The sequence below is a fragment of the Micromonospora sp. WMMD964 genome, assembly GCF_029581455.1.
GTDB lineage: Bacteria > Actinomycetota > Actinomycetes > Mycobacteriales > Micromonosporaceae > Micromonospora.
In genome coordinates, this window is the sequence record NZ_CP120860.1 from 5,701,044 (window position 1) to 5,725,329 (window position 24,286).

General features: G+C 71.6%; 18 protein-coding genes. 15 read left to right on the top strand and 3 right to left on the bottom strand.

The window, feature by feature from the left end; genetic code table 11:
- Positions 1–3: 3 nt before the first annotated feature.
- Positions 4–1,203: a low temperature requirement protein A gene (locus O7616_RS25995; protein ID WP_282304416.1), complete on the top strand. Its 1,200-nt coding sequence runs from the start codon at positions 4–6 to the stop codon at positions 1,201–1,203.
- A 10-nt stretch (positions 1,204–1,213) separates the two neighbouring features.
- On the opposite strand, the gene O7616_RS26000 is transcribed toward O7616_RS25995, so the two are convergent.
- Positions 1,214–2,107, bottom strand: coding sequence for an RNA polymerase sigma-70 factor (locus tag O7616_RS26000; RefSeq protein WP_282304417.1), 894 nt, complete (start codon positions 2,105–2,107; stop codon positions 1,214–1,216).
- A gap of 196 nt (positions 2,108–2,303) precedes the next feature.
- On the opposite strand from O7616_RS26000, the gene O7616_RS26005 reads away from it, so the two are divergent.
- Together O7616_RS26005 and O7616_RS26010 are read left to right on the top strand one after the other, a co-directional pair.
- Complete coding sequence (locus O7616_RS26005) at positions 2,304–2,687, top strand: DoxX family protein (RefSeq protein ID WP_282304418.1); 384 nt, start codon at positions 2,304–2,306, stop codon at positions 2,685–2,687.
- A gap of 20 nt (positions 2,688–2,707) precedes the next feature.
- Entirely contained in the window at positions 2,708–3,010 is a 303-nt protein-coding gene (locus tag O7616_RS26010) for a hypothetical protein (protein ID WP_282304419.1), read from the top strand.
- Positions 3,011–3,031: 21 nt separating this feature from the next.
- Here the strand turns inward: O7616_RS26010 and O7616_RS26015 are convergent, their stop codons facing one another.
- Both O7616_RS26015 and O7616_RS26020 read right to left on the bottom strand, forming a co-directional pair.
- The gene (locus O7616_RS26015) at positions 3,032–3,499 is read right to left on the bottom strand and encodes a hypothetical protein (protein WP_282304420.1); all 468 of its coding nucleotides are present in this window, start codon (positions 3,497–3,499) and stop codon (positions 3,032–3,034) included.
- Between the two features lie 532 nt (positions 3,500–4,031).
- Positions 4,032–6,737, bottom strand: coding sequence for a glucosidase (locus O7616_RS26020; protein WP_282304421.1), 2,706 nt, complete (start codon positions 6,735–6,737; stop codon positions 4,032–4,034).
- Between the two features lie 42 nt (positions 6,738–6,779).
- On the opposite strand from O7616_RS26020, the gene O7616_RS26025 reads away from it, so the two are divergent.
- From O7616_RS26025 to O7616_RS26080, 12 genes are all read left to right on the top strand, one after another.
- On the top strand, positions 6,780–8,723 hold the full coding sequence (locus O7616_RS26025; protein ID WP_282304422.1) for an amylo-alpha-1,6-glucosidase: 1,944 nt from the start codon (positions 6,780–6,782) through the stop codon (positions 8,721–8,723).
- A 138-nt stretch (positions 8,724–8,861) separates the two neighbouring features.
- Positions 8,862–10,196 carry a glycosyltransferase family 4 protein gene (locus O7616_RS26030; RefSeq protein WP_282304423.1) on the top strand — a complete coding sequence of 445 codons (1,335 nt, stop codon included), beginning with the start codon at positions 8,862–8,864 and terminating at the stop codon, positions 10,194–10,196.
- A gap of 83 nt (positions 10,197–10,279) precedes the next feature.
- The gene (locus O7616_RS26035) at positions 10,280–12,013 is read left to right on the top strand and encodes a serine/threonine-protein kinase (protein ID WP_282304424.1); all 1,734 of its coding nucleotides are present in this window, start codon (positions 10,280–10,282) and stop codon (positions 12,011–12,013) included.
- A 119-nt stretch (positions 12,014–12,132) separates the two neighbouring features.
- Positions 12,133–13,764, top strand: a complete 1,632-nt coding sequence (locus tag O7616_RS26040; RefSeq protein ID WP_282304425.1) for a serine/threonine-protein kinase — start codon at positions 12,133–12,135, stop codon at positions 13,762–13,764.
- Positions 13,765–13,867: 103 nt separating this feature from the next.
- Positions 13,868–14,677, top strand: a complete 810-nt coding sequence (locus O7616_RS26045; RefSeq protein WP_282304426.1) for a metal-dependent hydrolase — start codon at positions 13,868–13,870, stop codon at positions 14,675–14,677.
- Positions 14,674–15,582, top strand: coding sequence for an amidohydrolase family protein (locus tag O7616_RS26050; RefSeq protein ID WP_282304427.1), 909 nt, complete (start codon positions 14,674–14,676; stop codon positions 15,580–15,582). The genes O7616_RS26045 and O7616_RS26050 overlap by 4 nt, the downstream gene beginning before the upstream one ends.
- A gap of 622 nt (positions 15,583–16,204) precedes the next feature.
- The gene (locus tag O7616_RS26055) at positions 16,205–17,275 is read left to right on the top strand and encodes a LacI family DNA-binding transcriptional regulator (RefSeq protein WP_282307726.1); all 1,071 of its coding nucleotides are present in this window, start codon (positions 16,205–16,207) and stop codon (positions 17,273–17,275) included.
- Between the two features lie 76 nt (positions 17,276–17,351).
- Entirely contained in the window at positions 17,352–18,656 is a 1,305-nt protein-coding gene (locus tag O7616_RS26060; RefSeq protein WP_282304428.1) for an extracellular solute-binding protein, read from the top strand.
- A gap of 67 nt (positions 18,657–18,723) precedes the next feature.
- Positions 18,724–19,692, top strand: coding sequence for a sugar ABC transporter permease (locus O7616_RS26065; RefSeq protein WP_282304429.1), 969 nt, complete (start codon positions 18,724–18,726; stop codon positions 19,690–19,692).
- Between the two features lie 10 nt (positions 19,693–19,702).
- On the top strand, positions 19,703–20,569 hold the full coding sequence (locus O7616_RS26070) for a carbohydrate ABC transporter permease (protein WP_348773836.1): 867 nt from the start codon (positions 19,703–19,705) through the stop codon (positions 20,567–20,569).
- On the top strand, positions 20,566–22,797 hold the full coding sequence (yicI, locus tag O7616_RS26075; RefSeq protein WP_282304431.1) for an alpha-xylosidase: 2,232 nt from the start codon (positions 20,566–20,568) through the stop codon (positions 22,795–22,797). Before O7616_RS26070 ends, yicI begins: the two co-directional genes overlap by 4 nt.
- A complete protein-coding gene (locus O7616_RS26080) occupies positions 22,794–24,197 on the top strand; it encodes a GH1 family beta-glucosidase (protein WP_282304432.1) in 1,404 nt (467 codons plus the stop codon). The genes yicI and O7616_RS26080 overlap by 4 nt, the downstream gene beginning before the upstream one ends.
- Positions 24,198–24,286: the final 89 nt, after the last annotated feature.

Below are 24,286 nucleotides of genomic sequence, written 5' to 3' on the forward strand. Positions count from 1 at the left end.
CCGATGAGGAATACCCCCGGCGGACTGTTGCGCAGCGAAGCCACCCGCCAGCGGGCCACCTTCCTGGAACTCTTCCTCGACCTGGTCTTCGTCTTCGCCCTCACCCGGATCTCCGCGCGGCTGATCGCCGACTTCACCGACGGCCAACGCGGCGTGCTCGCGGGTCTCGGCCAGGCCCTGCTGCTGTTCCTGGCGCTGTGGGCGGTCTGGTCGGTGACGGTCTGGTCGACGAGTTGGCTGGACCCGGACGCTCCGATCGTCCAGACCGTCATCATCATGACGTTGGTCGGTGCCATGACGATGGCCGTCGCGGTGCCGAACGGCTTCGGCGCGCGGGCTTCACTCTTCGCCATCACCCTGGTGACCCTCCAGATCGGCCGAGTGGTGTTCTTCCACCTCGCCGGGCACGGCCGACCGGACCCCCAACAGTCGATCCGGATCCTGTTCTGGTTCGGCTTGAGCGCGCCGCTCTGGGTCGTCGGCGGGCTGGTCAACGACGGCACAATCCGCGGGGCCCTCTGGACCCTCGCCGTGCTGATCGACTACACCGGGCTGTTCCTCGGCTGGCCGACCCCCCGACTCGGCGCGCAACGACTCGGCGTCCAGATGATCGCGGCCGAGCACCTGGCCGAGCGGTACCAACAGTTCCTCCTCATCGCTCTCGGCGAGGCGATCTTCGTCATCGGCCTGGCGTTCAGCGGCAGCGAGTTCCACACCGACCAGACGGGCGGGTTCGTCCTGGCGTTGGCGAGCACCGTCCTGCTCTGGCGGATCTACTTCCACGTGGCGGGCGGGCTACTGGGCACGGCCGTCGACCGCTCCCGCGACCCGGCCCGGCTCGCGACCGACTTGGCGTTCGCCCACATGGTCATGATCGCGGGGATCGTGCTGACCGGCGTCGGCTTCGAACTGTTCATCACCGAACCCCTCGGGCACCTCCCGGCGGCCTGGCTCATCGCCATCCTCGGCGGTCCGGCGCTCTTCCTCGCCGGACGATCGGCCCTCGAATACCAGGTGTTCGCCCGGGTCTCCCGCTCCCGGCTGGCCGGCCTCCTCGCGCTCGGCCTGCTCGCGCCGGTCGCCGTGCACCTCGAACCGCTCACCGCCGGGGCGGCCGCCGCCGTGGTGCTGCTCGGCGTCGCGGGGGCGGACGCACGACGCTCCCGCCGGCACCCACCGGAGACACCGACACCGCCGTTCTAGACAACGATCTTCAGCGGGACAGGGTCGTCTCCCGCCGCATGTGCGACAGCTTCTCCGGATTACGTACGGCGTAGAGCGCGCTGACCAGACCGTCGTCGATGCGCAGCGCGACCACCGTGTCGATCTCGCCGTCGAATCGGAGCACCAGCGCCGGGTAGCCGTTGACCTGGGCCGGTCGCAACGACATGGCAGCGGCCCGGGCCTTCGTGCTGGCCAGCAGCCGGGCCACCTTGTCGGCCCCGACGACCGGCCGTAGCACCGCCTGTCTGATTCCGCCACCGTCGCCCAGCAACACGGCGTCCGGTGCGAGGACGTCGAGCAGGCCCTGCACGTCGCCGGTCTCGACGGCCCGCTGGAACGCGTCGAGCGCACGCCGGGTCTCGGCCGGGGAAACCGTCCCGCGAGGTCGACGTGCGGCGACGTGCGCCCGGGCCCGATGGGCGATCTGGCGGACGGCGGCCGCACTCTTGTCGACCGCTTCGGCGATCTCGTCGTAGCCGAGGTCGAACACCTCACGAAGGACGAACACCGCCCGCTCGGTCGGCGCTAGGGTCTCCAACACCAGCAGCATCGCCATCGAGACACTCTCGGCGAGTTCGACATCGTCGGCGACGTCGGGCGCGGTCAGCAACGGCTCGGGCAACCAGGAGCCGACGTACGACTCCCGCCGCCGGCCGACCGCCCGCAGCCGGTTGAGCGACTGGCGGGTGGTGATCCGGACCAGGTAGGCGCGCTGGTCCCGCACCGCCGCGAGATCCGCGTCCGCCCACCGCAGCCAGGTCTCCTGGAGTACGTCCTCAGCGTCGGCGGCCGATCCGAGCATCTCGTAGGCGACGGTGAAGAGCAGGTTCCGGTGGGTGACGAACGCGTCGACGGCGGGGCCCGCCCGGCCGTCCTCGGTCATGGCTTCGCTCCCCAGGTCCGGAATGTGCCGACCACATCTGGCTCCAGTCTCGTCGATCCCGATGGCATCGCCCACGAGACACCGGTCCCGCGCCGTCTGTGACACCGGGCAGGCGTGGGCCGCGTCACCCCGGCACCCCTGTCACAGCGAGCGGGTCGGCGGTGTCTCGTGGTCGACCCGAGACGGAAGGAACCCCATGAACCTGGCACTGTGGATCGCGGCCGGACTGTTGGCCGCAGTCGCCCTGGCCGGCGGCGTCACCAAGACGTTCGTACCCAAGGAGAAGTTGGCCGCTACCAACGGCGGCGGGTGGACCGCCGACGCCAGCGTGGGCTTCGTCAAGACCCTCGGGATCCTCGAAATCCTGGCCGCGGTCGGCCTGATCCTGCCCGCCGTGCTCGACATCGCACCGGTGCTGGTGCCGGTCACCGCCCTCTGCTGGATCCTGCTGATGGTCGGGGCGATGATCACCCACCTGCGCTACGGCGAGGCGAAGTTCATCGTGCTGAACCTGACCTACCTGGCGGTGGCCGCCTTCGTGGCGTGGGGTCGCCTCTGGCCCGAGCCCTTCGGAGGCTGACCGGATGTGATGATCTGTCGATGCCCCCGTGGGAGGTCGTCACACGCGTCGTGATGCCGGTGCTTCTCGTCGTCTGGGCCGGATTCATGTTCGTCAGTGTGTTCTCCGACCGGCCCGAGACGTTCTCCCGGCCGCGCGGCTGGCAGTGGGCGTGGGTGGGCCTGTGGCTGATGACGGCCGGCGAGGCGGCGTTCGGCGACGATCGACCGTGGGTCGAGCGGGCGTGGAAAGGTGTCGTCGCACTGCTCCTCGCCCTGGCCGTCGCCGTCGCGGCAGTCCGCCGTCGCCGATGGAAAGCCAGGCAGGCGGAGGCAGACGGCTGACGTGCCCCGGCGGCTCGGGAATCAGCCGTCCCACAGCGCCTTGATGCCGTGAGTCTTGAGCAGCGCGGGCATCGGGTCGGCGAGATGGCGCCGCCGGGGCCGCCAGATGCGTCCCACGTTCGTCGACGAGTTGGGCCCCGGCACGTCGTACGGGCCGCCTCGGGGATAGACCGCCAGGGTGCTGCCCCACATTCCCGCGTCCACCCAGCCCATCCGCTCGATCTCCGTCCAGGCGTACGAGCGGCGTAGGCCCTGACGATCGCGGATCAGCAGCCCGACGTCGTCCGCGAGCACCGCGTTCTGCCAGCGGGTGAACGCGATGGCGACCGACGCGAAACCGAACAGCAGCGCCGTCCAGTTGAGCAGTTCGAAGAGCACCCCGACCACGATCATCGCGGCCAGGAACGCTCCCGGTATCGCCACGGCGGGCCAGACCCGCGACTGCCCGAGAACGACCGTCTCGCCCACCGGCCGCACCGACTCCCCCATGCACACTCACGCTAGTGAATGCACCACACGACGGCACCTCGAGCCCCAGCGCCCAGCCGCACCACCGACAACGCGCCCCGCGCCCCGCGCCCCGCGCCCCGCGCCCCGCGCCCCGCGCCCCGCGCCCCGCGCCCCGGCATGATCGTGCTCGATCCGGGATGTAGTGGCCTCCTGCTCCGGTCGACACCACTACAACAAGGATCGAGCGCGATCATGCCGCTCTCCAGCCGCAAGATCCGCGCACTTTCGGTGATGTTGCTGTCTCACGGACGTCGGAGGCAGCAACATCACCGATGTTGCGCGGATCTTGGGCGGGGCGAGGCCCACCCGGGGCGAGGCCCACCCGGGGCGAGGCCCACCCGGGGCGAGGCCCACCCGGGGCGAGGCCCCCGGGCCGGGCCCGGGCAAGGCCGGGCCCGGGCAAGGGCAGACCCGGGCAAGGGCAGACCCGGGCAAGGCCGGGCCCGGGCGAGGGCAGGCCCGGGCAAGGGCCGGGCGGGAGAGGGAGTGGCCGGGGTGGGATGTGGGGGCGTCAGCGGCGCAACGTGAGGATCAGGTCGGCCACCAGGGCGGTCCAGCCGGTCTGGTGCCAGGCGCCCAGGCCGGCGCCGTTGTCGCCGTGGAAGTACTCGGGGAAGGCGATCAGGTCGCGCCAGTCCGGGTGGGTCTGGAACATCTGCGCCGCCCCGTAGATCGGTCGGCGACCCCAGTCGTCCTGCGTGAACAACGCGATCAGCCGGGCGGAGAGGTCGTCGGCGATCTCGTCCAGGGTGCGCTTCACGCCGGAGCGGGTCGGGTACTCCACCTGCAGGTCGTCGCCGAAGAACGCCGCGTAGTCGCGTAGCGCGCTGATCAGCAGGAAGTTCGTCGGCATCCAGATCGGCCCACGCCAGTTCGAGTTGCCCCCGAACAATCCGCTGGTCGACTCGGCCGGCTCGTAGCCGACGGAGAACTCCTGCCCGCCGAGGGTGACCGAGAACGGTTTGTCCAGGTGCGCGCGGGACAGCGTCCGCAGGCCGAAGTCGGAGAGGAACTCGTCGGGGTCGAGCATCCGGGCGAGGAGCCGGACCACCTGTTCCGGGCCGACCATGGAGAGCAGCCGCTGCTGCCGGCCGTCCGGGCCCAGGCGTCGGGTGCCGATCACCTGGGCGTACTCCGGGCGGTTGGTGAGGAACCAGCGCAACCGGGCGCCCAACTCCGGTAGGCGGTGCAGGGTCTTCGCGGTGAGCCGGGTGGTGGCGGCCAACGGCAGCAGCCCGACGACGGAACGGACCTTCAGCGGCACCTTCGTGCCGTCGGCGAGGCGCAGCACGTCGTAGAAGAACGCGTCCTCGTCGTCCCACAGCCCCTGCTCGTACGCGGCGGCGGCGATGTACGCGAAGTGCTCGAAGAACTTGGTGGCGGTGTCCACCCAGGTCCGGTCGTGTTCGGCGAGCACGATGGCCATGTCCAGCAGGTTGAGCGCGTACATGCCCATCCAGCCGGTGCCGTCGGACTGCTCCAGCACACCCGCCACCGGCAGCGCCGCCGAACGGTCGAACGGCCCCACGTTGTCCAGCCCGAGGAAGCCGCCCTCGAAGACGTTGTTGCCGCCGGTGTCCTTGCGGTTGACCCACCAGGTGAAGTTGAGCAGCAGCTTGTGCATCACCCGGGCCAGGAACTCGTAGTCCCGCCCGCCGTCGATCTCGAACACCTTCAGCGCCGCCCAGGCGTGCACCGGCGGGTTCACGTCGCCGAACGCCCACTCGTACGCCGGGATCTGCCCGTTGGGGTGCAGGTACCACTCGCGGAGCAGGAGCAGCAGTTGCTCCTTGGCGAAGCCCGGGTCGACCCGGGCGATGCTCACGCAGTGGAAGGCCAGGTCCCAGGCCGCGTACCACGGGTATTCCCAGGGATCGGGCATGGAGATGACGTCGAAGCTGGTCATGTGCCACCAGGCGCTGTTGCGCCCGTGACGGCGACCGGCCGGTGGGGTGGAGCCGGGGTCGCCGTCGAGCCAGCGTTTGACGTCGAAGTGGTAGAACTGCTTGCCCCACATCAGCCCGGCGATGGCCTGCCGGGCCACCAACGCCTCGTCGGGGGTGGCGGCCGGTGGGATGATCCCGGCGAAGAAGCGGTTCGCCTCGGCCCGCCGCGCCCACACCACGGCCTCGAAGCCGGCGCTGAGGTCGGCCGGGGGCGGCGGCGCGGCGGCCGGGGGCGACGCGGTGCGGGTCAGTCGCAGCCGGATCTGGCGCTGCCCGCCGGCCGGGACGTCGAGCACGTAGTGCAGCGCGCCCTTGGTGCCCTCCCGGTCGGGGTTGACGGTGGCCGCGCCGTTGACGACGTGGTCGTTGATGCCGTCCTTGGGATATTTCGAGCGCCCGGGTAGGCCCCAGAGACGTTCGGCGTTGGTGTCGTTGTCGCAGAGCAGCGGCACCGGGCCACCGTCGCCCTCCAGCAGCAGCTGGCCGAGCACCCGGTGTTCGCCGACGAGCCGGGTGCCCTGACCGGTGATGCGGGGGATCCGGTCACCGCCGGGCAGGCCCCACGCCCAGGTGTTGCGGAACCACAGGGTCGGCAGCACGTGCAGGGTCGCCGCCCGGTCGCCCCGGTTGGCGACGGTCACCACCATGCAGAGGTCGGTGGGGGACGCCTTGGCGTAGTCGACGGTCACCGCCCAGTACCTGTCGTCGTCGAAGATCCCGGTGTCCACCAGCTCGTACTCGGTGTCGTCGCGGCCGCGCAACGCGTTCACCGCGACGAGTTCGTCGTACGGGAAGGCGGCCTGGGGGTAGTGGTAGCGCCAGCGCATCCAGGAGTGCGTCGGGGTGCTGTCGAGGTACCACCAGTACTCCTTGGCGTCCTCGCCGTGGTTGCCGCCGTCGCCGCCGAGGCCGAACATCCGCTCCTTGAGGATCGGGTCCTTGCCGTTCCAGAGCGCGAGGGCGAAGGCGAAGGTCTGCCGGTCGTCACAGACGCCGGCCATTCCGTCTTCGTTCCACCGGTAGGCTCTGGACCGCGCGTGGTCGTGCGGGAAGTAGTCCCAGGCCGTACCGTGCTCGCTGTAGTCCTCCCGTACCGTCCCCCACGCCCGTTCGGACAGATAGGGACCCCATGCACGCCAGTCCTGCTCCCCCGAGTCGGCCTGGGCGAGCCGGAGCTGCTCAGCGTCGGGTGGCGAGGCGTCGGAGGACGATCCGTCAGTGATCACGTGCACATCTTTGACGTCGCCGCGGTACTTGACCACAGCGGCCATTCTCGTCGTGGCGTGTTACACCCCGTCGCAGGTGGAGGAAAGTTGATCGACATGCGCTTCGGCCCCCAGGTCTGCGGCGATCTGACCAGCGCCACGAGCCGGGAGTGGCTGGTCCCCGACGGTCTCGGCGGATATGCGATGGGCACTGTCGGCGGGCTCCGGACGCGCCGCTACCACGGTCTGCTGGTGGTTCCCGGCGAAACTCCGGCGTCCCGTCAAGTGGGACTGGTCAGCCTCGACCCGGCGGTCACACTGCCGTCCGGCGCGCGGGTGCGCCTCGGCGCGCACGAGTGGTCCTCCGGTGACGTGGACCCGCGTGGTTTCGAGTTGTTGGAGCGCTTCGACCTGGTCGACGGGCTGCCCCGGTGGCGCTGGCGGATCGGCGGCGTGGTGATCGAGCGGGAGGTGGCCATGCTGCCCGGCCGTTCCTGCGTGTCGGTGGTGCACCGGTTGGTCGCCGGCGGGCCCGTCCGGCTGGAGCTGTCGGCGGCCTGCACCTGGCGTGACGCGCACGGCGAACGGCGGGCCGACGGCCCGGTTCCGCAGGTCGAGACGGTGGCCGACGGCGCGGTGGTGGAGGGCGCGTACCGGCTGTCCGGGCCGGGCTGGTCACCCGAGGGGCAGTGGTGGCTGGGCGTACACCACCGGGAGGAGGCCAACCGGGGCCTGAATCCGGACGAGGACCTGTGGTACGCGGGGCGGTTCGCCGGCACCCTGGAACGCCCCGGCGACACGGTGTCGGTGCGGGCGTGGGCGGGTCGACTCGACGAGGAGCCGCCACCGGCCACCGAGATCGTCGAGACGGCCCGACGGCGCAACCGGCGGGTGGTGGCGGCGGCGAAGCCGGCGGACCCGGTCGAGGCGACGCTCACGCTGGCCGCGGACGCGTTCGTGGTCCGCCCCGGCGGGCGGGCCGTCGACGTGGTGGCCGGGTACCCGTGGTTCGGGGCCTGGTCCCGGGACACGATGATCTCCTACGAGGGGTTGTTCCTCTGCACGGGTCGCGCCGACGAGGGGCGGGAGCTGCTGCGGGCGTACGCGGCGACGTTGTCCGAGGGGATGCTCGCCAACACGGCCGACACCGGTCGGGTGGAGTACAACACCGTCGACGGCACGCTCTGGTTCCTGCACGCGGTGAGTCGGCACGTCACCGTCACGGGTGACACCGACCTGGGTGACGAGCTGCTGCCCGCGTTGCGGTCGGTGGTCGACGCCCACGTGGCCGGCACCCGGTACGGGATCTCCGTCGACCCGGCCGACGGGTTGCTCAACCAGGGTGCCCCCGGCACCGCGCTGACCTGGATGGACGCCCGCGTGTACGGGGTGCCGGTCACCCCGCGTACCGGCAAGCCGGTCGAGGTCAACGCGTTGTGGATCAACGGCTTGGCCGGGTTCGCGGAGTTGGCCGAGTTGGCCGGGCAGGAGGCGGACGAGCTGTGGCGACGGCACGGCCAGGCCGTCGCCTCGTTCCGGGAGCGGTTCCCCGCGCCCACCGGTTGGCTGCACGACGTGCTGGACGCGCCCGCGCCGGCGTACCCGCTGGGCGGGGCCGCCCTGCACGACGACGACGCGCTGCGCCCCAACCAACTGCTGGCCTGGTCGCTGCCGTACGCGCCGATGGAGCCGGACGAGACGACGTTGCGGCGCATCGGTGACGGGCTGCTCACCCCGCTCGGGCCACGCAGCCTCGCCCCGGATTCGACGGAGTTCGTGGGCCGCCACCGGGGTGGTCCCGCCGAACGCGACGGTGGCTACCACCAGGGCACGGTCTGGCCGTGGCTGCTCGGGCCGTACGTGGACGCCTGCCGCCGGGGCAAGATGTCGGTCGATGACGTTTTCGTTGGTATCGAGGCCCATCTGACCGAATATGGGCTAGGATCGGTAAGCGAGACGGCCGACGGTCTCGCGCCGCACTCCGCGACCGGCTGCCCATTCCAGGCGTGGTCGGTGGCCGAGTTGCTGCGAGTGCGCCGAAAGGGCCAGTAGCGCTTTACACGACCGCAACGGCGGTGTCTCCGCTGGTTATCTCGGTCCCGGCAGGATTGGCCCCGATCCAGACGCGACGGCGACACCGGGCTCCGGTGTCGGTCGGCGCGCGCCCGGGGACAACTCAAAGGGGGCCGCATGTCACCCGACGCCCACGTGATCGACATCCACCCCGCCCGGCGACTGCGGGTGTTGATGCTCTCCTGGGAGTACCCGCCGGTGCTCGTCGGCGGTCTCGGTCGGCACGTGCACGCCCTGTCGGTCGCAGTGGCCGCCGCCGGCCACGAGGTCACCGTCGTCACCCGCCACTCCGAGGGCGCACCCCTGGAGGAGTACGCCGACGGCGTGCGCATCCTGCGCGCCCCCGAGGACCCGGTCACCTTCCCCCTCGCCACCGGTTCCCTGCTGGCCTGGACCATGGCCTTCAACCACACCCTCACCCGCGCCGCGCTGCGCGCCACCGAGGCCGGTTCGTACGACGTCGTCCACGCCCACGACTGGCTCGTCGCGCACACCGCCATCACAGTGGCCGAGCACCTGGACCTGCCCCTGGTCACCACCATCCACGCCACCGAGGCCGGCCGGCACCAGGGCTGGCTGCCGGAGGAGATGAACCGCACCATCCACGGCGTGGAGCACTGGCTCAGCGGCTCCTCCATCCGGGTGATCACCTGCTCGGGTTACATGCGGGAGCAGGTGACGACGCTGTTCGACGTGCCGGCGGCGCAGGTGGACGTGGTGCCCAACGGGGTCGACGACCGTGCCTGGCGGGCCCGCCCACGGGCGGTCGCGTCGGCCCGCGCGCGCTTCGCCGGAGACGGCCCGCTGGTCGGGTACGCCGGGCGACTGGTCTACGAGAAGGGCGTCCAGCACCTGGTGCACGCGGTGCCCCGGCTGCGCAAGGAGCACCCGGGGCTGCGCGTGGTGATCGCCGGGGACGGCCCCTACCGCGCCGACCTGGAGGCCGAGGCCCGGCGGCTGGCGCTCAGTTCGACGGTACGGTTCACCGGCTTCCTCGACTCCACCCAACTGCCGGCGATGCTCGGGGCCACCGACGCGACGGTGGTGCCCAGCCTCTACGAGCCGTTCGGCATGGTGGCGCTGGAGGCGGCGGCCGCCGGTGCGCCCCTCGCGGTGGCCCGTACCGGCGGGCTCGCCGAGATCGTCGAGCCCGGCGTCACCGGGGTGACGTTCCCGCACAGCGACCCGGACGCCCTCGCCGGGGCGGTCGGTCAACTGCTCGGTGACGAGATCTTCGCCCGGCGGGTCGCGCGCCGGGCCCGCACCATGGTCGGCCAGCGGTACGGCTGGGCGAGCATCGCCGCCCGTACCGCCGCGAGTTACACCGCCGCCCGACGCGAACACGGCCCGACACAGGCCCGCCGGGCCGCCGCCCGACTGGCCGGTGGGAAACCCCGGATCGCGATTCCGGAGGGCAATCTGCTCGCCCGCCTCGACCCCGCCGCGTGCTGAGATACGTCAGACGAGCTATAGGTGGCTTCCGATCCGCTGGTTAGGGTGTAGCCCGGACAGCGGCTGAGGAGGAGTGTGCGCAGGTGCTGATCGCTGGTCGGTACCGGCTGCTCGACCTGGTCGGTCGTGGGGGAATGGGGCGGGTGTGGCGCGCCCACGACGAGATGCTGCACCGTGAGGTCGCGGTCAAGGAGATCGTCCCCCCGAGTTGGCTGGCCGACCACGAGCGGGACGAGCTGCGCTCGCGCACCCTGCGGGAGGCGCGCGCCGCCGCCCGGCTCAACCACCCCGCCGTGGTCCGGCTCTACGACGTCGTCCCGGTCGAGGGCAGCCCGTGGATCGTGATGGAGTACGTCCCGTCGCGCACCCTGCAGGACGTACTGGACGCGGAAGGGCCGTTGGAGCCGGCCCGGGCGGCCCGGATCGGGCTGGCGGTGCTCGACGCGCTGCACGCCGCGCACACCGCCGGGGTGCTGCACCGCGACATCAAACCGCAGAACGTCCTCGTGGCGCACGACGGGCGGGTGATGCTCACCGACTTCGGGCTGGCCACCTTCGACGGTGGTGACGGTGTGATGACCCGCCCCGGCATGGTCCTCGGGTCCCCGCAGTACGTCGCCCCCGAACGCGCCGCCGAGGGGGTGTCCACGGTCGCCGCCGACCTGTGGTCGCTCGGCGCGACACTGCACGCCGCGGTGGAGGGCCGCTCCCCGTACGCCCGCAGCACGGCGATGGCGACCCTGAGCGCACTGGCCGCCGGGCCACCGGACCCGGCACCGCACGCCGGGCGGCTCGCGCCGGTGCTCGACGGGTTGTTGCGCCGCGACCCGCGCGACCGCCTCGACCACGACACGGCCCGCCGGTTGCTCACCGCCGCGGCGACCGGCCGCCCCGAACCACCGCCCGTGTCCGACCCACAGTCGACGCCGGACCGGCCCACTCCGGGCCTGGTGCGGGTGCCCGCCGTCGCGCAGGGCGGCGACGAGCAGGACCCCACCGTTCCGCTGCCCGATCCGCCCGCCGACCCGAGCCCCCGCCCGGGCGACCCCACCACCCACGCGCCGACCTCGGGGCGTGCGGGCGGGAGGCGTACCACCGCTCGGTTGGCGTTGGTCGGCGTGGCGCTGCTGGTGGCCGCGGCCGCCGGCGTCGGCACCGCGCTGACCCTCACCGACGACAAGCCCGGCGACACCGGCGGATGGTCCTCGCAACAGCCGCAGAACGGTCCGCCCGACGGTGGCGGCCCGGGCGGACCCTTCGACCCCGGCCTCGATCGGCCCGGTCCCCCACCCGGTGGCCGGAACGTCCCTCCGCCACCGTTCGCGTGTGTCCGTCCGCATGTCGTCGGCAGGCCGGTGCAGGCCGGCACGCCGACCCCGGGCGAGTCGTTCCGGCCGCCGCCCGGCTGGGTCTGGCACGCCGACAGCAGCGGCTTCCGGGTCTCCGTACCGGCGACCTGGTACTACTCCCGCGACGGTGGGGTGGCCTGCTTCCAGGACCCGGCGACCGGCCGGGCCTTCAGCGTCGCCGGGGGCGACAGCGCCGACCCGCTGGCCCGGCTGCGCGCGGCGCGCGACACGGCGATCTCGGCGGGGGCACTTCCGGGGTACGACGAGATCCGGCTCGCCGGGACCGACGACGGGGCGGAGTGGGAGTGCCGGTGGACGGCTCCCTTCAACGGCCCGTGGTTGCACGCTCGGCATCAGGTCGTCGGGGCCGGCCGCTGGGCCCTCGGCTGGATCGCCCACGACGAGGACTGGGCCGGGGCCGCAGCCGACGGGGAAAACCTCCGAAAGAGTTTCCGACCACCCCCCTGACCTGCACCGTATGGTCATGATCCGGACTACCGTCCGGCGTGGATCGAGGCCGCTCAGCGGATGAGAAATGCCGCCACGGTGGCTATCGTGTAACTCGGGGTGACCGAGGGGGAGCGACCGTGCAGCAGTTGCTGATCGCGGGTCGGTACCGGCTGCTCGACCTGGTCGGCACCGGCGGAATGGGCCGGGTGTGGCTTGCTCGCGACGAGATGCTGCATCGTGACGTGGCGGTGAAGGAGATCGTGCCGCCGTCCTGGCTGGCCGAGTCCGAACGCGAGGAGCTACGGCTGCGGACCCTGCGCGAGGCCCGCACCGCCGCCCGGCTCAACCACCCCAACGTGGTCCGCATCTACGACGTCGTGCACGACCGGGAGAGCCCCTGGATCGTGATGGAGTACGTCCCGTCCCGGTCGGTGCAGCAGATCATCGGCGCCGAGGGGCCGCTGAGCCCGCAGCGCACCGCGCGGATCGGGCTGGCGGTGCTCGCCGCGTTGCGGGCCGCCCACACCGCCGGGGTGCTGCACCGCGACGTGAAGCCCCACAACGTGCTGGTCGCCGACGACGGTCGGGTGGTGCTCACCGACTTCGGGTTGGCCACCTTCGACGGTGGCGAAGGGGCGATGACCGGGCCCGGCACGGTGCTCGGCTCACCACAGTTCGTGGCCCCGGAACGGGCCCGCGACGGCGTGTCGGATCAGCGCACCGACCTGTGGTCGTTGGGCGCGACGCTCTACGCGACGGTCGAGGGGCAGTCACCGTACGCCCGGTCCAGCGCGATGGCGACGCTGAGCGCGCTGGCCACCGAGCCGCCGGACCCGATGCGCCGGGCCGGGCCGCTGCGTCCCGTCCTCGTCGGCCTGTTGCAGCGCGATCCGTGGCGGCGGTTGACCGCCGCGGAGGCGGAGTCGCTGCTGCACCAGGCGGCGGCGCAGCACGACCAGCCCGCCGGGCCACCGCTGTCCTCGGCGGTGGCGGCGGTACGCAGCGCGGGTCGCGTCCAGGCACCCGCCCCGGTGGACGTGCCCGGCTACCTCGACCCCGCGACGACGGCCCGGCCCACGAGTCACCCCCGCCGAGCACGGCGGCGCCTGCTCGCCCTGGGGGGTGCGGCCACCGCGCTGCTCGTCGCCGGAGGTGTCGCGGTTGCCCTGGTCAACCGCCACGACGACCGGACGCCACCGTCCGGCTCCGGTGGAGGCGTGGCCACCCCCCGACCGGCCGCGTTCGCCTGTGCGGCACCTCCACCGGCGCCGCCCACGTCGACTCCGGTGGCCTCGGTCGCGCCACCCGCCGAGGCCCGGTACCGGCTGCGCGAAGGCTGGACCTGGCACGACGACCCGACCGGTTTCCGGATCGCCGCACCGGTCGGTTGGGCGCGCTGGACCGAGGGGTCGGCGACCTGCTTCCGGGAGCCGGGCGGGGCCCGGGTGCTCAGTGTCGAGTCGGGGCCGGCGCGACCCGACCCGGTGGCGTACTGGAGGGATGAGGAGGCGCGACTCACCAGCGGCGACGGGCTGCTGCCGGCGTACCGCAAGGTGGACATCTCCGCGATGGACATCTTCGAGGGCGGCGCCGTCTGGGAGTGCGGCTGGGAGAACGCCGCCGGTGAGCAGGTGCACAGCTTCCGGTTGCTGGCCAACACCTCGGCCGAGCGTTCCTACACCGTCTCGTGGTTGACAAAAGAGTTCGACTGGCAGGTCAACGCGGCATACTTGCCGATGATCCGGCAGAGCTTCACCCCCGCCCTCTGACAGTGTCCGATGTGGACCTTCCGGGTGATGCCCCTGCGACGTCCACGCTGACTACAGTGGCGTAGTTTTGGGCGCTCAAGATCCCTGGGGAGGGTGAGCCGAGATGATGGGTCCGCAGCACGCGCTGTCCGGCGCGGCGGTGTGGTTGGCCGGGTCCTGGGCGTTGCAGCAGTTCGCCGACTACCACCAGTCGCCGCTCGCGTTGGCGGTGGGCACCGCTGTGTGCGCCGGTGGCGCGCTCTTTCCGGACCTCGACATGTCGGGCAAGGTGACCAGGAACCAGGGTGGGGCCACCGTCGCCCGTACCTTCGGGGTCTTCTCGCTCTTCGCCGCCGAGGTGATGGAGAAGATCTCGCTCGGGGTCTACTACGCCACCAAGCTCAGCAAGGACCCCCGCCGCAACAACGGCCACCGGACGCTGACCCACACGCTGCCGTTCACGGTGCTGGTGGGCTGGGGCACCACCGCGCTCTGCGCCGCGTACGGCAAGTGGGCGGTCATCACCATCCTGTTCTTCATGTTCGGCCTCGCGCTGCGCGGACTGTTCGACGAGTGGGCGGAGCGCGCCGGCTGGGTCATCATCACCCTCGCCTCGGCCGGGGCGGCCTGGTTCACCTTCGCCAACCTCCCCGGTGGTCGCGGTTATCCGCTGATCGGCACGGCGCTGGGGGTGGGTTGCTTCGTACACATCCTCGGCGACATGATCACCCGAGCCGGAGTGCCGATCCTCTGGCCGATCCCGATCAAGCGCCGCATGTGGACGATGATCGGCCTGCCGAACAAGATCGCCCTGCGGGTCGGCAGCAAGGCCGAGGTGGTCGGGATGCGCATCGCCCTGACCGTCATCTCGGCGCTCGCGACCCTCGGCCTGGTCGCGCCGTCGGTTCTGAGCCGGTTCGACATCGAGATATGACCGACCCGGCGGCGGAGCTGCCACCGGCCGAGGACGAGCGCGTGCCCGAGTTCTGGCACGCGCTCGGCCTGCCCGGTCTCGCCGACGTGCACGTGCACTTCCTGCCGCCGCGCCTGCTGCGCCGCATCTGGGAGTACTTCGACGCGGCCGGGCCGCTGGTCGGCGTCGAGTGGCCGATCCGCTACCGGTGGAGCGACGCCGAGCGGGTCGGGCACCTGCGCCGCCTCGGGGTGCGGGCGTTCAGCGCGTTGGCGTACGCGCACCGGCCGGCCATGGCGGCAGACCTCAACCGGTGGACGCTGAACTTCGCCCGGACCACCCCGGGTTGTCTCCCCTCGGCCACCTTCTTCCCCGAACCGGACGTCGCCGAGTACGTGGAGGCGGCCCTGACCGACGGGGCCCGACTGTTCAAGGTGCACCTGCAGGTCGGCGGCTTCTCGCCCACCGACCCCGCGCTGGACCAGGTGTGGGGGACGCTGTCCGACGCGGGCGTACCGGTCGTGGTGCACGCCGGGCACGCCCCGGTGGGGACCGCGCACACCGGCCCGGACCCGTTCGCCGCACTGCTCGCCCGCCACCCCCGGCTGAGCGCGGTGGTCGCACACCTCGGCGCCCCGGACTACCGGGCCTTCCTGGACCTCGCCGAGACGTACGAACGGGTTCGGTTGGACACCACGATGGCCCTCACGCCGTTCTTCGAGCAGGTCGTTCCCTTCCCCGCCGAGGAACGGCCCCGGTTGCGTGAGTTGGGGCTGGCCGGCAAGGTGCTGCTGGGCAGCGACTTCCCCAACATCCCCTACCCGTACGCCGACCAACTGACCGGCCTGGCGCGACTCGACCTGGGCGACGACTGGCTGCGCGCGGTCTGCTGGGACAACGCCGCCGCGCTGTTCAACCTGCCCTGACCTCCCGCCCCACGCGCCCCCGCTCCGCCCCGCCCCACGCGCCCCCGCTCCGCCGCGCCCCACGCGCCCCGCACCGCCGCGCCCCGCACCGCCGCGCCCCGCACCGCCGCGCCCCACCGCCCCGCACCCGCGCGCCCCGCACCGCCGCCCCCCACCGCCCCGCGCCCCGCACCCGCGCACCGCCGCGCCCGCGCGCCCCGCGCCCGCGCTGGGCGACAGGCGAGGAAGATCCGCGCAACATCCGGGATGTTGCTGCCTCCGGCATGCGGGAGGCAGCAACATCCCGGATGTTGCTGCCTGCGAGTACCGCGCCTCGCGCCTCGCGGCCGGGCGGGGGCGGCGCGGGGCGGGGCGGGGCGGCGCGGGGCGGGGCAGGCGGCGCGGGGCGGGGCAGGCGGCGCGGGGCGGGGCAGGCGGCGCGGGGCGGGGCGGCGCGGGGCGGCGCGGAACGGGGCGGGGCGGGGCGGGGTGCCAGCGGCGGGCCGCATCCTTTTCGACATCTCCTATTGACGTCTCCGTAACAGGTGGCCTAGCGTCCTGTCGAACCGCTTAGTCGAAACGCTTCGACGCCGTATCGGGAGCGATCCCACGCCTGGCCCAGGGAGGTGCGCGGGTGGCCACCATGCACGACGTCGCCCGCCTCGCGCAGGTCTCGGTCAGCACCGTCTCGTACGTGCTCACCGGCACCCGGCCCATCTCGCAGGCCACCCGCGACAAAGTGCTCGCCGCGATGGCGGAGCTGGACTACCAGCCCAACGCGCTGGCGCGCGGCCTGGCCAGCCGGCGGAGCCGGGTCCTCGGTCTGCTGATGCCGATGGACGAGCGCGGGCTCGGCGCCACCGAGACGGCATTCGTCACCGGTGCCGCCGCGGCGGCCAGCGACGCCGGCTACCACCTGGTGCTCTCCCCGGTCGGCGGCGGTGACCTCGACGACCTGCGGCGGCTGGCCAGTCAGCGGATGCTCGACGGGGTCGTGCTGATGGAGGTCCAACTGGTCGACGAGCGGGTCACCGTGCTCCAGGAGACCGGGGTTCCGCTGGTGTTGATCGGCCGCACCGCCGACACGAGCACCCTCTCCTACGTCGACATCGACTTCGACCAGACCGTGCGGGAGGCCGTCGCGCACCTGGTCGACCTGGGGCACCGGCGGATCGTCTACGTCAACCACTCGGCCGCGACCCTGGCCAGCGGCTACGGGCCCGCGTTGCGTACCCGGGATGCCTTCGTCGCGGCGATGACCGCGCACGGCCTCGACCCGGTGATGATCGCGGCCGAGGACAGCGCGGCGGGCGGGCGGGCCGCGTTGGCCGACGCGTTCGCGCAGGCGCCGGAGCTGACCGCCGTGCTGGCCATGAACGAGACCGCGATCTTCGGCATCCTCGGTGAGCTGACCGGCCGTGGGTTGTCGGTGCCCGACGACGTCTCGGTCGTCTCGATGGTCACCTCGCCGCAGGTGGCCGAGCTGGCCACCCCGGCGCTGACCGCGATGACGTCGCCGGGGTCGGCGCTCGGTCGGATGGCGATCGAGGCGTTGGTGCGCCATTTGGAGGGCCCCGCCGAGCGCCAGATGGACGGCTCGGCGGTCGAGCACCACCAGCAACTGCTGCCCTGCGTGTTGGAGGTCCGGGGGTCGACCGCCGCGCCACGAAGCCGCCGCCCACGAAGCCGCCGACCAGTGGGGGCTGATCAGTAAACGGCCCGCCGCCGCGCTGCAACGCGACGACGGGCCTCGTGAAGTACCGGCTAGATACTCAACGAGGAGGATGCTAATGCAGCGATTCCACCGGCTCGTCGCCGCGCTCGCCCTGGCGGCGACGGCGACGACCACCGTGGCCGCCTGCGGTGGTGGTGACAACGCGGACGACAGCGACGCGAAGGTCCTCAAGCTCTGGCACTACGAGAGCGAGAACAGCGCGATGGGGGTCGGCTGGGACAAGGCGATCGAGATCTTCAAGTCCGAACATCCGGGTGTCGAGGTGCGCTTCGAGCGCAAGGCGTTCGAGCAGATCCAGCAGAACGCCGGCATGATCATCAACTCGTCCGAGGGCCCGGACATCATGGAGTACAACAAGGGCAACGCGACGGCCGGTCTGCTCTCCTCCCAGGGTCTGCTCACCGACCTGAGCGCCGAGGCGGACAAACGCGGGTGGGCCGGCAAGCTCAGCCCCAGCCTGCAGACCACCGCCCGCTACAGCGACAAGGGCGTGATGGGCTCGGGCAAGTGGTTCGGCGTCCCGAACTACGGCGAGTACGTCACCGTCTACTACAACAAGGACCTGTTCCAGGCCAACGGCGTCGCGGTCCCGACCAGCATGGCCGAGATGACCGCCGCGATGGACACCTTCGTCGGCAAGGGCGTCACCCCGTTGGGCATGGCCGGTGCCGAGTACCCGGCCGGGCAGCTGTTCTACCAGCTCGCCCTCTCCAAGGGCGACCGGCGGTTCGTCGACGACTACCAGCTCTACAAGAACCCGGTCGACTTCAAGGCCGACCCGCTCAGGTACGGCGCGGAGACCTTCGCCGACTGGGTGCGGAAGGGCTACGTCGCCAAGGACTCGGCCAGCCTCAAGGCCGAGGACATGGGCACCGCCTTCATCGCCGGCAAGGTTCCGATGATCGTCTCGGGCAGCTGGTGGTACGGCCGGTTCAAGACCGAGATGAAGGCCGACTGGGACACCTTCCTCTTCCCGGGCAACACGCTGCAGGCCGGTTCCTCCGGCAACCTCTGGGTCGTCCCGGAGAACAGCAAGGCCAAGAGCCTGGCGTACGACTTCATCGACATCACCCTGCGTCCGGAGGTCCAGGACCTGATCGGCAACAACGGTGGTGTCCCGGTCGCCGCCGACGCGTCGAAGATCACCGACCCGAAGGACCGCAAGCTGATCGAGGACTTCAACACGGTCAGCAAGTCCGACGGGCTCGCCTTCTACCCGGACTGGCCGGTCCCCGGCTACTACGACGTGCTGGTCTCCGGCTTCCAGGCCCTGATCAACGGTTCGAAGTCGCCTGACCAGGTTCTCGACACGATCGCCAAGCCGTACGCCGATGGCGTCAAGGAGATCACCGGCAAGTGACACGGCGAGCGGCGGGCGTGCGCGGCACCACCGACGCGCCCGCCCGCCCCGCCGGGAAGGATCTTCCATGGCAGTCTCCGAGACCGTCGCCGCCACACCACCGGCCGCGACGACCACCCCGCCCGCGCCCAACCGCCGACGACGCGGACGCGACGCGGCGTACTGGCTCTATCTGCTCCCCGGAGCGGCGCTCTTCGTCCTGGTCATCGGCGCACCGCTGGTCGGCACGGTCTACCTGTCGCTGACCAAGTGGTCGGGTGTCGGCGACCCCCGGTGGGTCGGCCTGGACAACTACCGGCAGCTGTTCCAGGACGAGGTGTTCTGGGCGTCGTTCCGCAACACCGTCGCGATGATCGTCGCGATGGTGGTGGTGCCCACAGTGCTCGGGCTGCTGCTCGCGGCGGTGCTCTTCGACGTCATCGGCCGCCGGTTCAAGCCCCGCACCGCCGCCGCGCTGCGGGCCGCGTTCTACCTGCCGCAGGTGCTGCCCGTGGTGGTGGCGGGCATCGTCTGGGGTTGGATCCTCCGCCCGGACGGCGCGTTCAACAGCCTGCTCGACGCGGTGGGGCTCGGCGCGTTACGCCACGACTGGCTCGGCGACCCGGACACGGCCCTCCCGGCCGTGATGGCGGTGATGATCTGGGTGCAGATCGGCTACCCGGTGGTCGTCTTCATGGCGGCGCTGCAACGGGTCGACCCCGAGCTGTACGAGGCGGCCGAGGTCGACGGCGCGAACTGGCTGCACCGGTTCCGGGCGATCACCCTCCCGCAGATCCGGCCGGAGACCTTCGTGGTGGCGCTGACCTGCACCATCGCCGCGCTGAAGGTGTTCGGGCCGATCTTCGCCCTGACCCGGGGCGGCCCGGAGAACGCCACGAACGTGCCGTCCTACTTCGCGTACTACACGTTCTTCAAGAAGCTCCAGGTCGGCTACGGCTCGGCGATCTCCACCGTGCTGACGCTGATCATCATCGTGGTGGCCGTGCTCTTCATCTGGATGCAGGCTCGCAGCGAGCGCCGGGACCGGGGGGTCTGAGATGGCCATCATGATCACCAAAGCCCCGGCGGGCCGACCCGTCCGCGACCGGCACCACCGCGGCGCGAGTCGCTGGGTGGTGCTCGCCCTGGTCACCCTCGGCGCGCTGGTCATGCTAGTGCCGTTCGCGTTCATGCTGCTCAACGCGTTCAAGTCGCCCGGTGACTACTCGTCGGCCGGGCCGTTGAGCTGGCCGACGGAGTTCTACACCAAGGGTCTGCGGACCTACTGGACCGCCGTCGACTTCCCGCTCAAACTGTGGAACTCGGCGCTCATCGCCGGCTCCGTGGCGGTGCTCGGCGTCGCCGTGTCCCTGCTCAACGCGTACGCCCTCGGTATCGGCCGGGTCCGTGGCCGGCTCTGGATCGTCGGTCTCTTCCTGCTGGCCAACATGCTGCCGCAGGAGGCGCTGATCTACCCGCTGTACTACGTGGCCAAGGAGGTCGGGCTCTACAACACCCGACTCGCGGTGATCATCATCTTCACCGTGATCCAGAGCGCGTTCGGCACCTACCTGCTCGCCTCGGTGCTGGGCACGTTCCCGCGCTCACTGCTCGAAGCCGCCGCGCTGGACGGCGCCGGCAAGTGGACGGTGCTGTGGCGGGTGGTCTTCCCCAACCTGCGACCCACCCTCGCGGTGCTGCTCATCTTCTTCTTCATCTGGACGTGGAACGAGTTCCTCATCCCGCTGGTCATGCTCATCGACAACCAGACGCAGACCATCCCGGTCGCGCTCGCGTCGTTGCAGGGCGACCGGCTGATGGACGCTCCGACCACCAACGCCGGCTCGCTGATCAGCCTGGTGCCGGCCGTCCTCTTCTTCCTCATCTTCCAGCGCACTCTGGCGCGCGGCATCACGGCAGGAGCCGAGAAGTGAAGTTCACCGACGGGTACTGGCAACTGCGCCCCGGTGTCAGCGTCCTGCGCCCCGGCACGGTCGAGTCGGTCGAGCCGGACGAGCGCGGGTTCACCGTCTTCGCACCGACCGGCCGGATCACCGGACGCGGCGACACCCTCAACCGGCCCCTGGTCACCGTCCGGTTCTTCTCCCCCGCCCCCGGCGTCGTCGGGGTGACCATCGCCCACCACACCGGCGGGCTGCCCCGGGAGCCGCACTTCGGGCTGAGCACCGACGACACGCATCCGGTCGCCGTCGACGTCAGCGGGCTCAGCGCGACGCTGACCACCGGTGAGCTGACCGCGCGGGTGGCGCTCGTCGACGGGTGGCGCGTCGACTTCCGGCACGGTGACCGGCTGCTCACCGCGTCCACCGAACGCAGCGTCGGCCTGGTCACCGACGCCGAGGGCCGGCAGCACGTGCACGAGCGGCTCGCGTTGGGTGTCGGCGAGACGGTGTACGGGTTGGGCGAGCGCTTCGGCCCGTTCGTGAAGAACGGGCAGACCGTCGACATCTGGAACGCCGACGGCGGCACCGCCAGCGACCAGGCGTACAAGAACGTGCCGTTCTACCTCAGCAGCGCCGGCTACGGGGTGTTCGTGGACCACCCGGAGCACGTGTCGTTCGAGGTCGGCTCCGAGATCGTCACGCAGACCCAGTTCAGCGTCGAGGGGCAGTCGCTCACCTACTACGTGATCGACGGGCCCACCCCGAAGGACGTGCTGCGTCGCTACACGGCACTCACCGGCCGCCCGGCCCGCATCCCCGCCTGGTCGTACGGGTTGTGGCTGTCGACCTCCTTCACCACCTCGTACGACGAGAAGACGGTCACCGAGTTCGTCGACGGGATGGCCGAACGCGGGCTGCCGCTGTCGGTGTTCCACTTCGACTGCTTCTGGATGCGCCAGTTCCACTGGGTCGACTTCATCTGGGACCCGGCGACGTTCCCGGACCCGGAGGGGATGCTGCGCCGGCTACGCGAGCGCGACCTGAAGGTGTGCGTCTGGATCAACCCGTACATCGCGCAGCGCTCCTACCTCTTCGAGGAGGGGCGGCAGGCCGGTTACCTGGTCCGCAGGCCCGACGGGTCGGTCTGGCAGTGGGACAAGTGGCAGGCCGGGATGGCGCTGGTCGACTTCACCAACCCGGACGCGGTCCGCTGGTTCACCGGCAAGCTCAAGGTGCTGCTCGACATGGGCGTCGACTGCTTCAAGACCGACTTCGGCGAGCGCATCCCGACCGACGTGGTGTGGCACGACGGTTCGGACCCGCAGCGGATGCACAACTACTACTCCTACCTCTACAACAAGGCGGTCTTCGAGCTGCTGGAGACGGAGCGGGGCAAGGGTGAGGCGGTGCTGTTCGCCCGCTCGGCCACGACCGGTGGGCAGCAGTTCCCGGTGCACTGGGGCGGCGACTGCGAGGCGACGTTCGCCGCGATGGCCGAGTCGCTGCGCGGCGGGCTGTCGCTGGCGTCGTCCGGCTTCGGTTACTGGAGCCACGACATCGGCGGCTTCGAGGGCACCCCCGATCCGGTGGTGTTCAAGCGGTGGGTCGCCTTCGGGTTGCTCTCCTCGCACTCCCGGCTGCACGGCTCGGGGTCGTACCGGGTGCCGTGGGCGTTCGACGACGAGGCCGTCGACGTGCTGCGGCACTTCACCCAGCTCAAACTCCGCCTGATGCCGTACCTGGCGGCCGCCGCCCAGGAGGCGCACCGCGACGGTACGCCGATGATGCGGCCGATGTTCGTGGAGTTCCCGGACGACCCGGCCACCGCGTACCTGGACCGGCAGTACATGCTCGGCCCCGACGTGCTGGTCGCCCCGGTGCTCAGCGCCGACGGCGACGTCACCTACTACGTGCCCGCCGGCACCTGGACGCACCTGGTCAGCGGGGCGCAGGTCACCGGCCCGGCGTGGGTCACCGAGAAGCACGCCTTCGACAGCCTGCCCGTGCTGGCCCGGCCCGGCGCCGTCATCCCGTTCGGCGCACGCGACGACCGACCGGACTACGAGTGGGCCGACGATGTGCGGCTACGGCTGTACGCACCGGCCGAGGGTCAGCGGACCCGGGTACGGGTACCGTCACCCGGGCACGGGCCGGGCGCCGAGTTCGACGTGCGCTACGAGGACGGGACGGCCAGTGCCGCACTGGTCGCCGGTGCCTCGACGGGCTACATCTGCGAGATCCAGGGGACTGAACGATGACGCAACACCACTTCCCGGAGAGCTTCGTCTGGGGGTCGGCGACGGCGGCGTACCAGATCGAGGGCGCCGCCCGCGAGGACGGGCGCGGGCCGTCGATCTGGGACACGTACAGCCACACACCGGGCCGGACGCTCAACGGCGACACCGGCGACGTGGCCGCCGACCACTACCACCGGTGGGCCGAGGACCTCGGGCACGTCGCCGACCTCGGGCTCGACGCGTACCGGTTCTCCATCGCCTGGCCGCGGGTGCAGCCGGGCGGCTCCGGCCGGTTCAACCAGGCGGGGATCGACTTCTACTCCCGGCTGGTGGACGGGCTGCTGGAGCGGGGCGTCCGCCCGGTGGCGACCATGTACCACTGGGACCTGCCGCAGGAGTTGGAGGACGCGGGCGGCTGGGCGGCCCGGGAGACCGCGCTGCGCTTCCAGGAGTACGCGGCGGGCATCGTCGGCGCGCTGGGCGACCGGGTGCACACCTGGACGACGCTGAACGAGCCGTGGTGCTCGGCGTACCTCGGCTACGCCTCCGGCGTGCACGCGCCCGGCCGCACCGAGCCGGCGGCGGCGCTGGCCGCCGTGCACCACCTGAACCTCGCGCACGGCCTGGCCGGGCGGGTGGTCCGGGAGCTGGCCCCGGCCGCCGAGCTGTCGGTGACGCTGAACCTGCACGTCATCCGGGGGGCGTCCGGGTCGGAGGCGGACCGGGACGCGGTACGCCGGATCGACGCGTTGGCCAACCGGGCGTTCCTCGGGCCGATGCTCGACGGGGCGTACCCGGCCGACCTGCTGGCCGACACCGCGGCCGTCACCGACTGGTCGTTCGTCCACGACGGCGACGAGAAGCAGATCGCGGTGCCGCTGGACGTGCTCGGAGTCAACTACTACTCCAGCACCCTCGTCCGCGCCTGGGACGGGGTGTCGGCCCGCTCCGACGCCGACGGGCACGGTGCCTCGACCTCGACGCCGTGGGTCGCCGCCGACGACGTCGACTTCCTGCCGCAGCCCGGCCCGTACACGGCGATGGGGTGGAACATCGACCCGCCGGCCCTGACCGAGCTGCTGCTGCGCCTGCACCGCGAGTACCCGAACCAGCCGATGATGATCACCGAGAACGGCGCGGCGTTCGACGACGAGGTGTCGGCCGACGGCCGGGTCCACGACGACCGGCGGATCGACTACCTGCGCCGACACATCGGCGCGATGGGCGACGCCCGGGCGCAGGGTGCCGACGTGCGCGGCTACTTCGTCTGGTCGCTGCTGGACAACTTCGAGTGGGGCTACGGCTACGACCGCCGGTTCGGCATCATCCGGGTCGACTACGACACCCAGGTCCGCACCTGGAAGGACAGCGCCCACTGGTACCAGCGCCTCGCGGCCACCGGCGAACTGCCGGACGCCTGACGGGCGGACGAACCGCGACGGGCTGGATGCGTTCGGCGGTTGCCGAGCACATCCAGCCCGTCGATCATCAACGGCTCACCGGCCGCTCG

Excerpts from the sequence above, each read along its gene's own strand:
- O7616_RS26045 (WP_282304426.1), top strand. The coding sequence starts at position 13,868 with ATGATGGGTCCGCAGCACGCGCTGTCCGGCGCGGCGGTGTGGTTGGCC.
- O7616_RS26010 (WP_282304419.1), top strand. The coding sequence starts at position 2,708 with ATGCCCCCGTGGGAGGTCGTCACACGCGTCGTGATGCCGGTGCTTCTC.
- O7616_RS26065 (WP_282304429.1), top strand. The coding sequence starts at position 18,724 with ATGGCAGTCTCCGAGACCGTCGCCGCCACACCACCGGCCGCGACGACC.
- O7616_RS26080 (WP_282304432.1), top strand. The coding sequence starts at position 22,794 with ATGACGCAACACCACTTCCCGGAGAGCTTCGTCTGGGGGTCGGCGACG.
- O7616_RS26005 (WP_282304418.1), top strand. The coding sequence starts at position 2,304 with ATGAACCTGGCACTGTGGATCGCGGCCGGACTGTTGGCCGCAGTCGCC.
- O7616_RS26055 (WP_282307726.1), top strand. The coding sequence starts at position 16,205 with ATGCACGACGTCGCCCGCCTCGCGCAGGTCTCGGTCAGCACCGTCTCG.
- O7616_RS26060 (WP_282304428.1), top strand. The coding sequence starts at position 17,352 with ATGCAGCGATTCCACCGGCTCGTCGCCGCGCTCGCCCTGGCGGCGACG.
- O7616_RS26000 (WP_282304417.1), bottom strand. The coding sequence starts at position 2,107 with ATGACCGAGGACGGCCGGGCGGGCCCCGCCGTCGACGCGTTCGTCACC.
- O7616_RS26020 (WP_282304421.1), bottom strand. The coding sequence starts at position 6,737 with ATGGCCGCTGTGGTCAAGTACCGCGGCGACGTCAAAGATGTGCACGTG.
- O7616_RS25995 (WP_282304416.1), top strand. The coding sequence starts at position 4 with ATGAGGAATACCCCCGGCGGACTGTTGCGCAGCGAAGCCACCCGCCAG.
- O7616_RS26050 (WP_282304427.1), top strand. The coding sequence starts at position 14,674 with ATGACCGACCCGGCGGCGGAGCTGCCACCGGCCGAGGACGAGCGCGTG.
- O7616_RS26070 (WP_348773836.1), top strand. The coding sequence starts at position 19,703 with ATGATCACCAAAGCCCCGGCGGGCCGACCCGTCCGCGACCGGCACCAC.
- O7616_RS26030 (WP_282304423.1), top strand. The coding sequence starts at position 8,862 with ATGTCACCCGACGCCCACGTGATCGACATCCACCCCGCCCGGCGACTG.
- O7616_RS26015 (WP_282304420.1), bottom strand. The coding sequence starts at position 3,499 with ATGGGGGAGTCGGTGCGGCCGGTGGGCGAGACGGTCGTTCTCGGGCAG.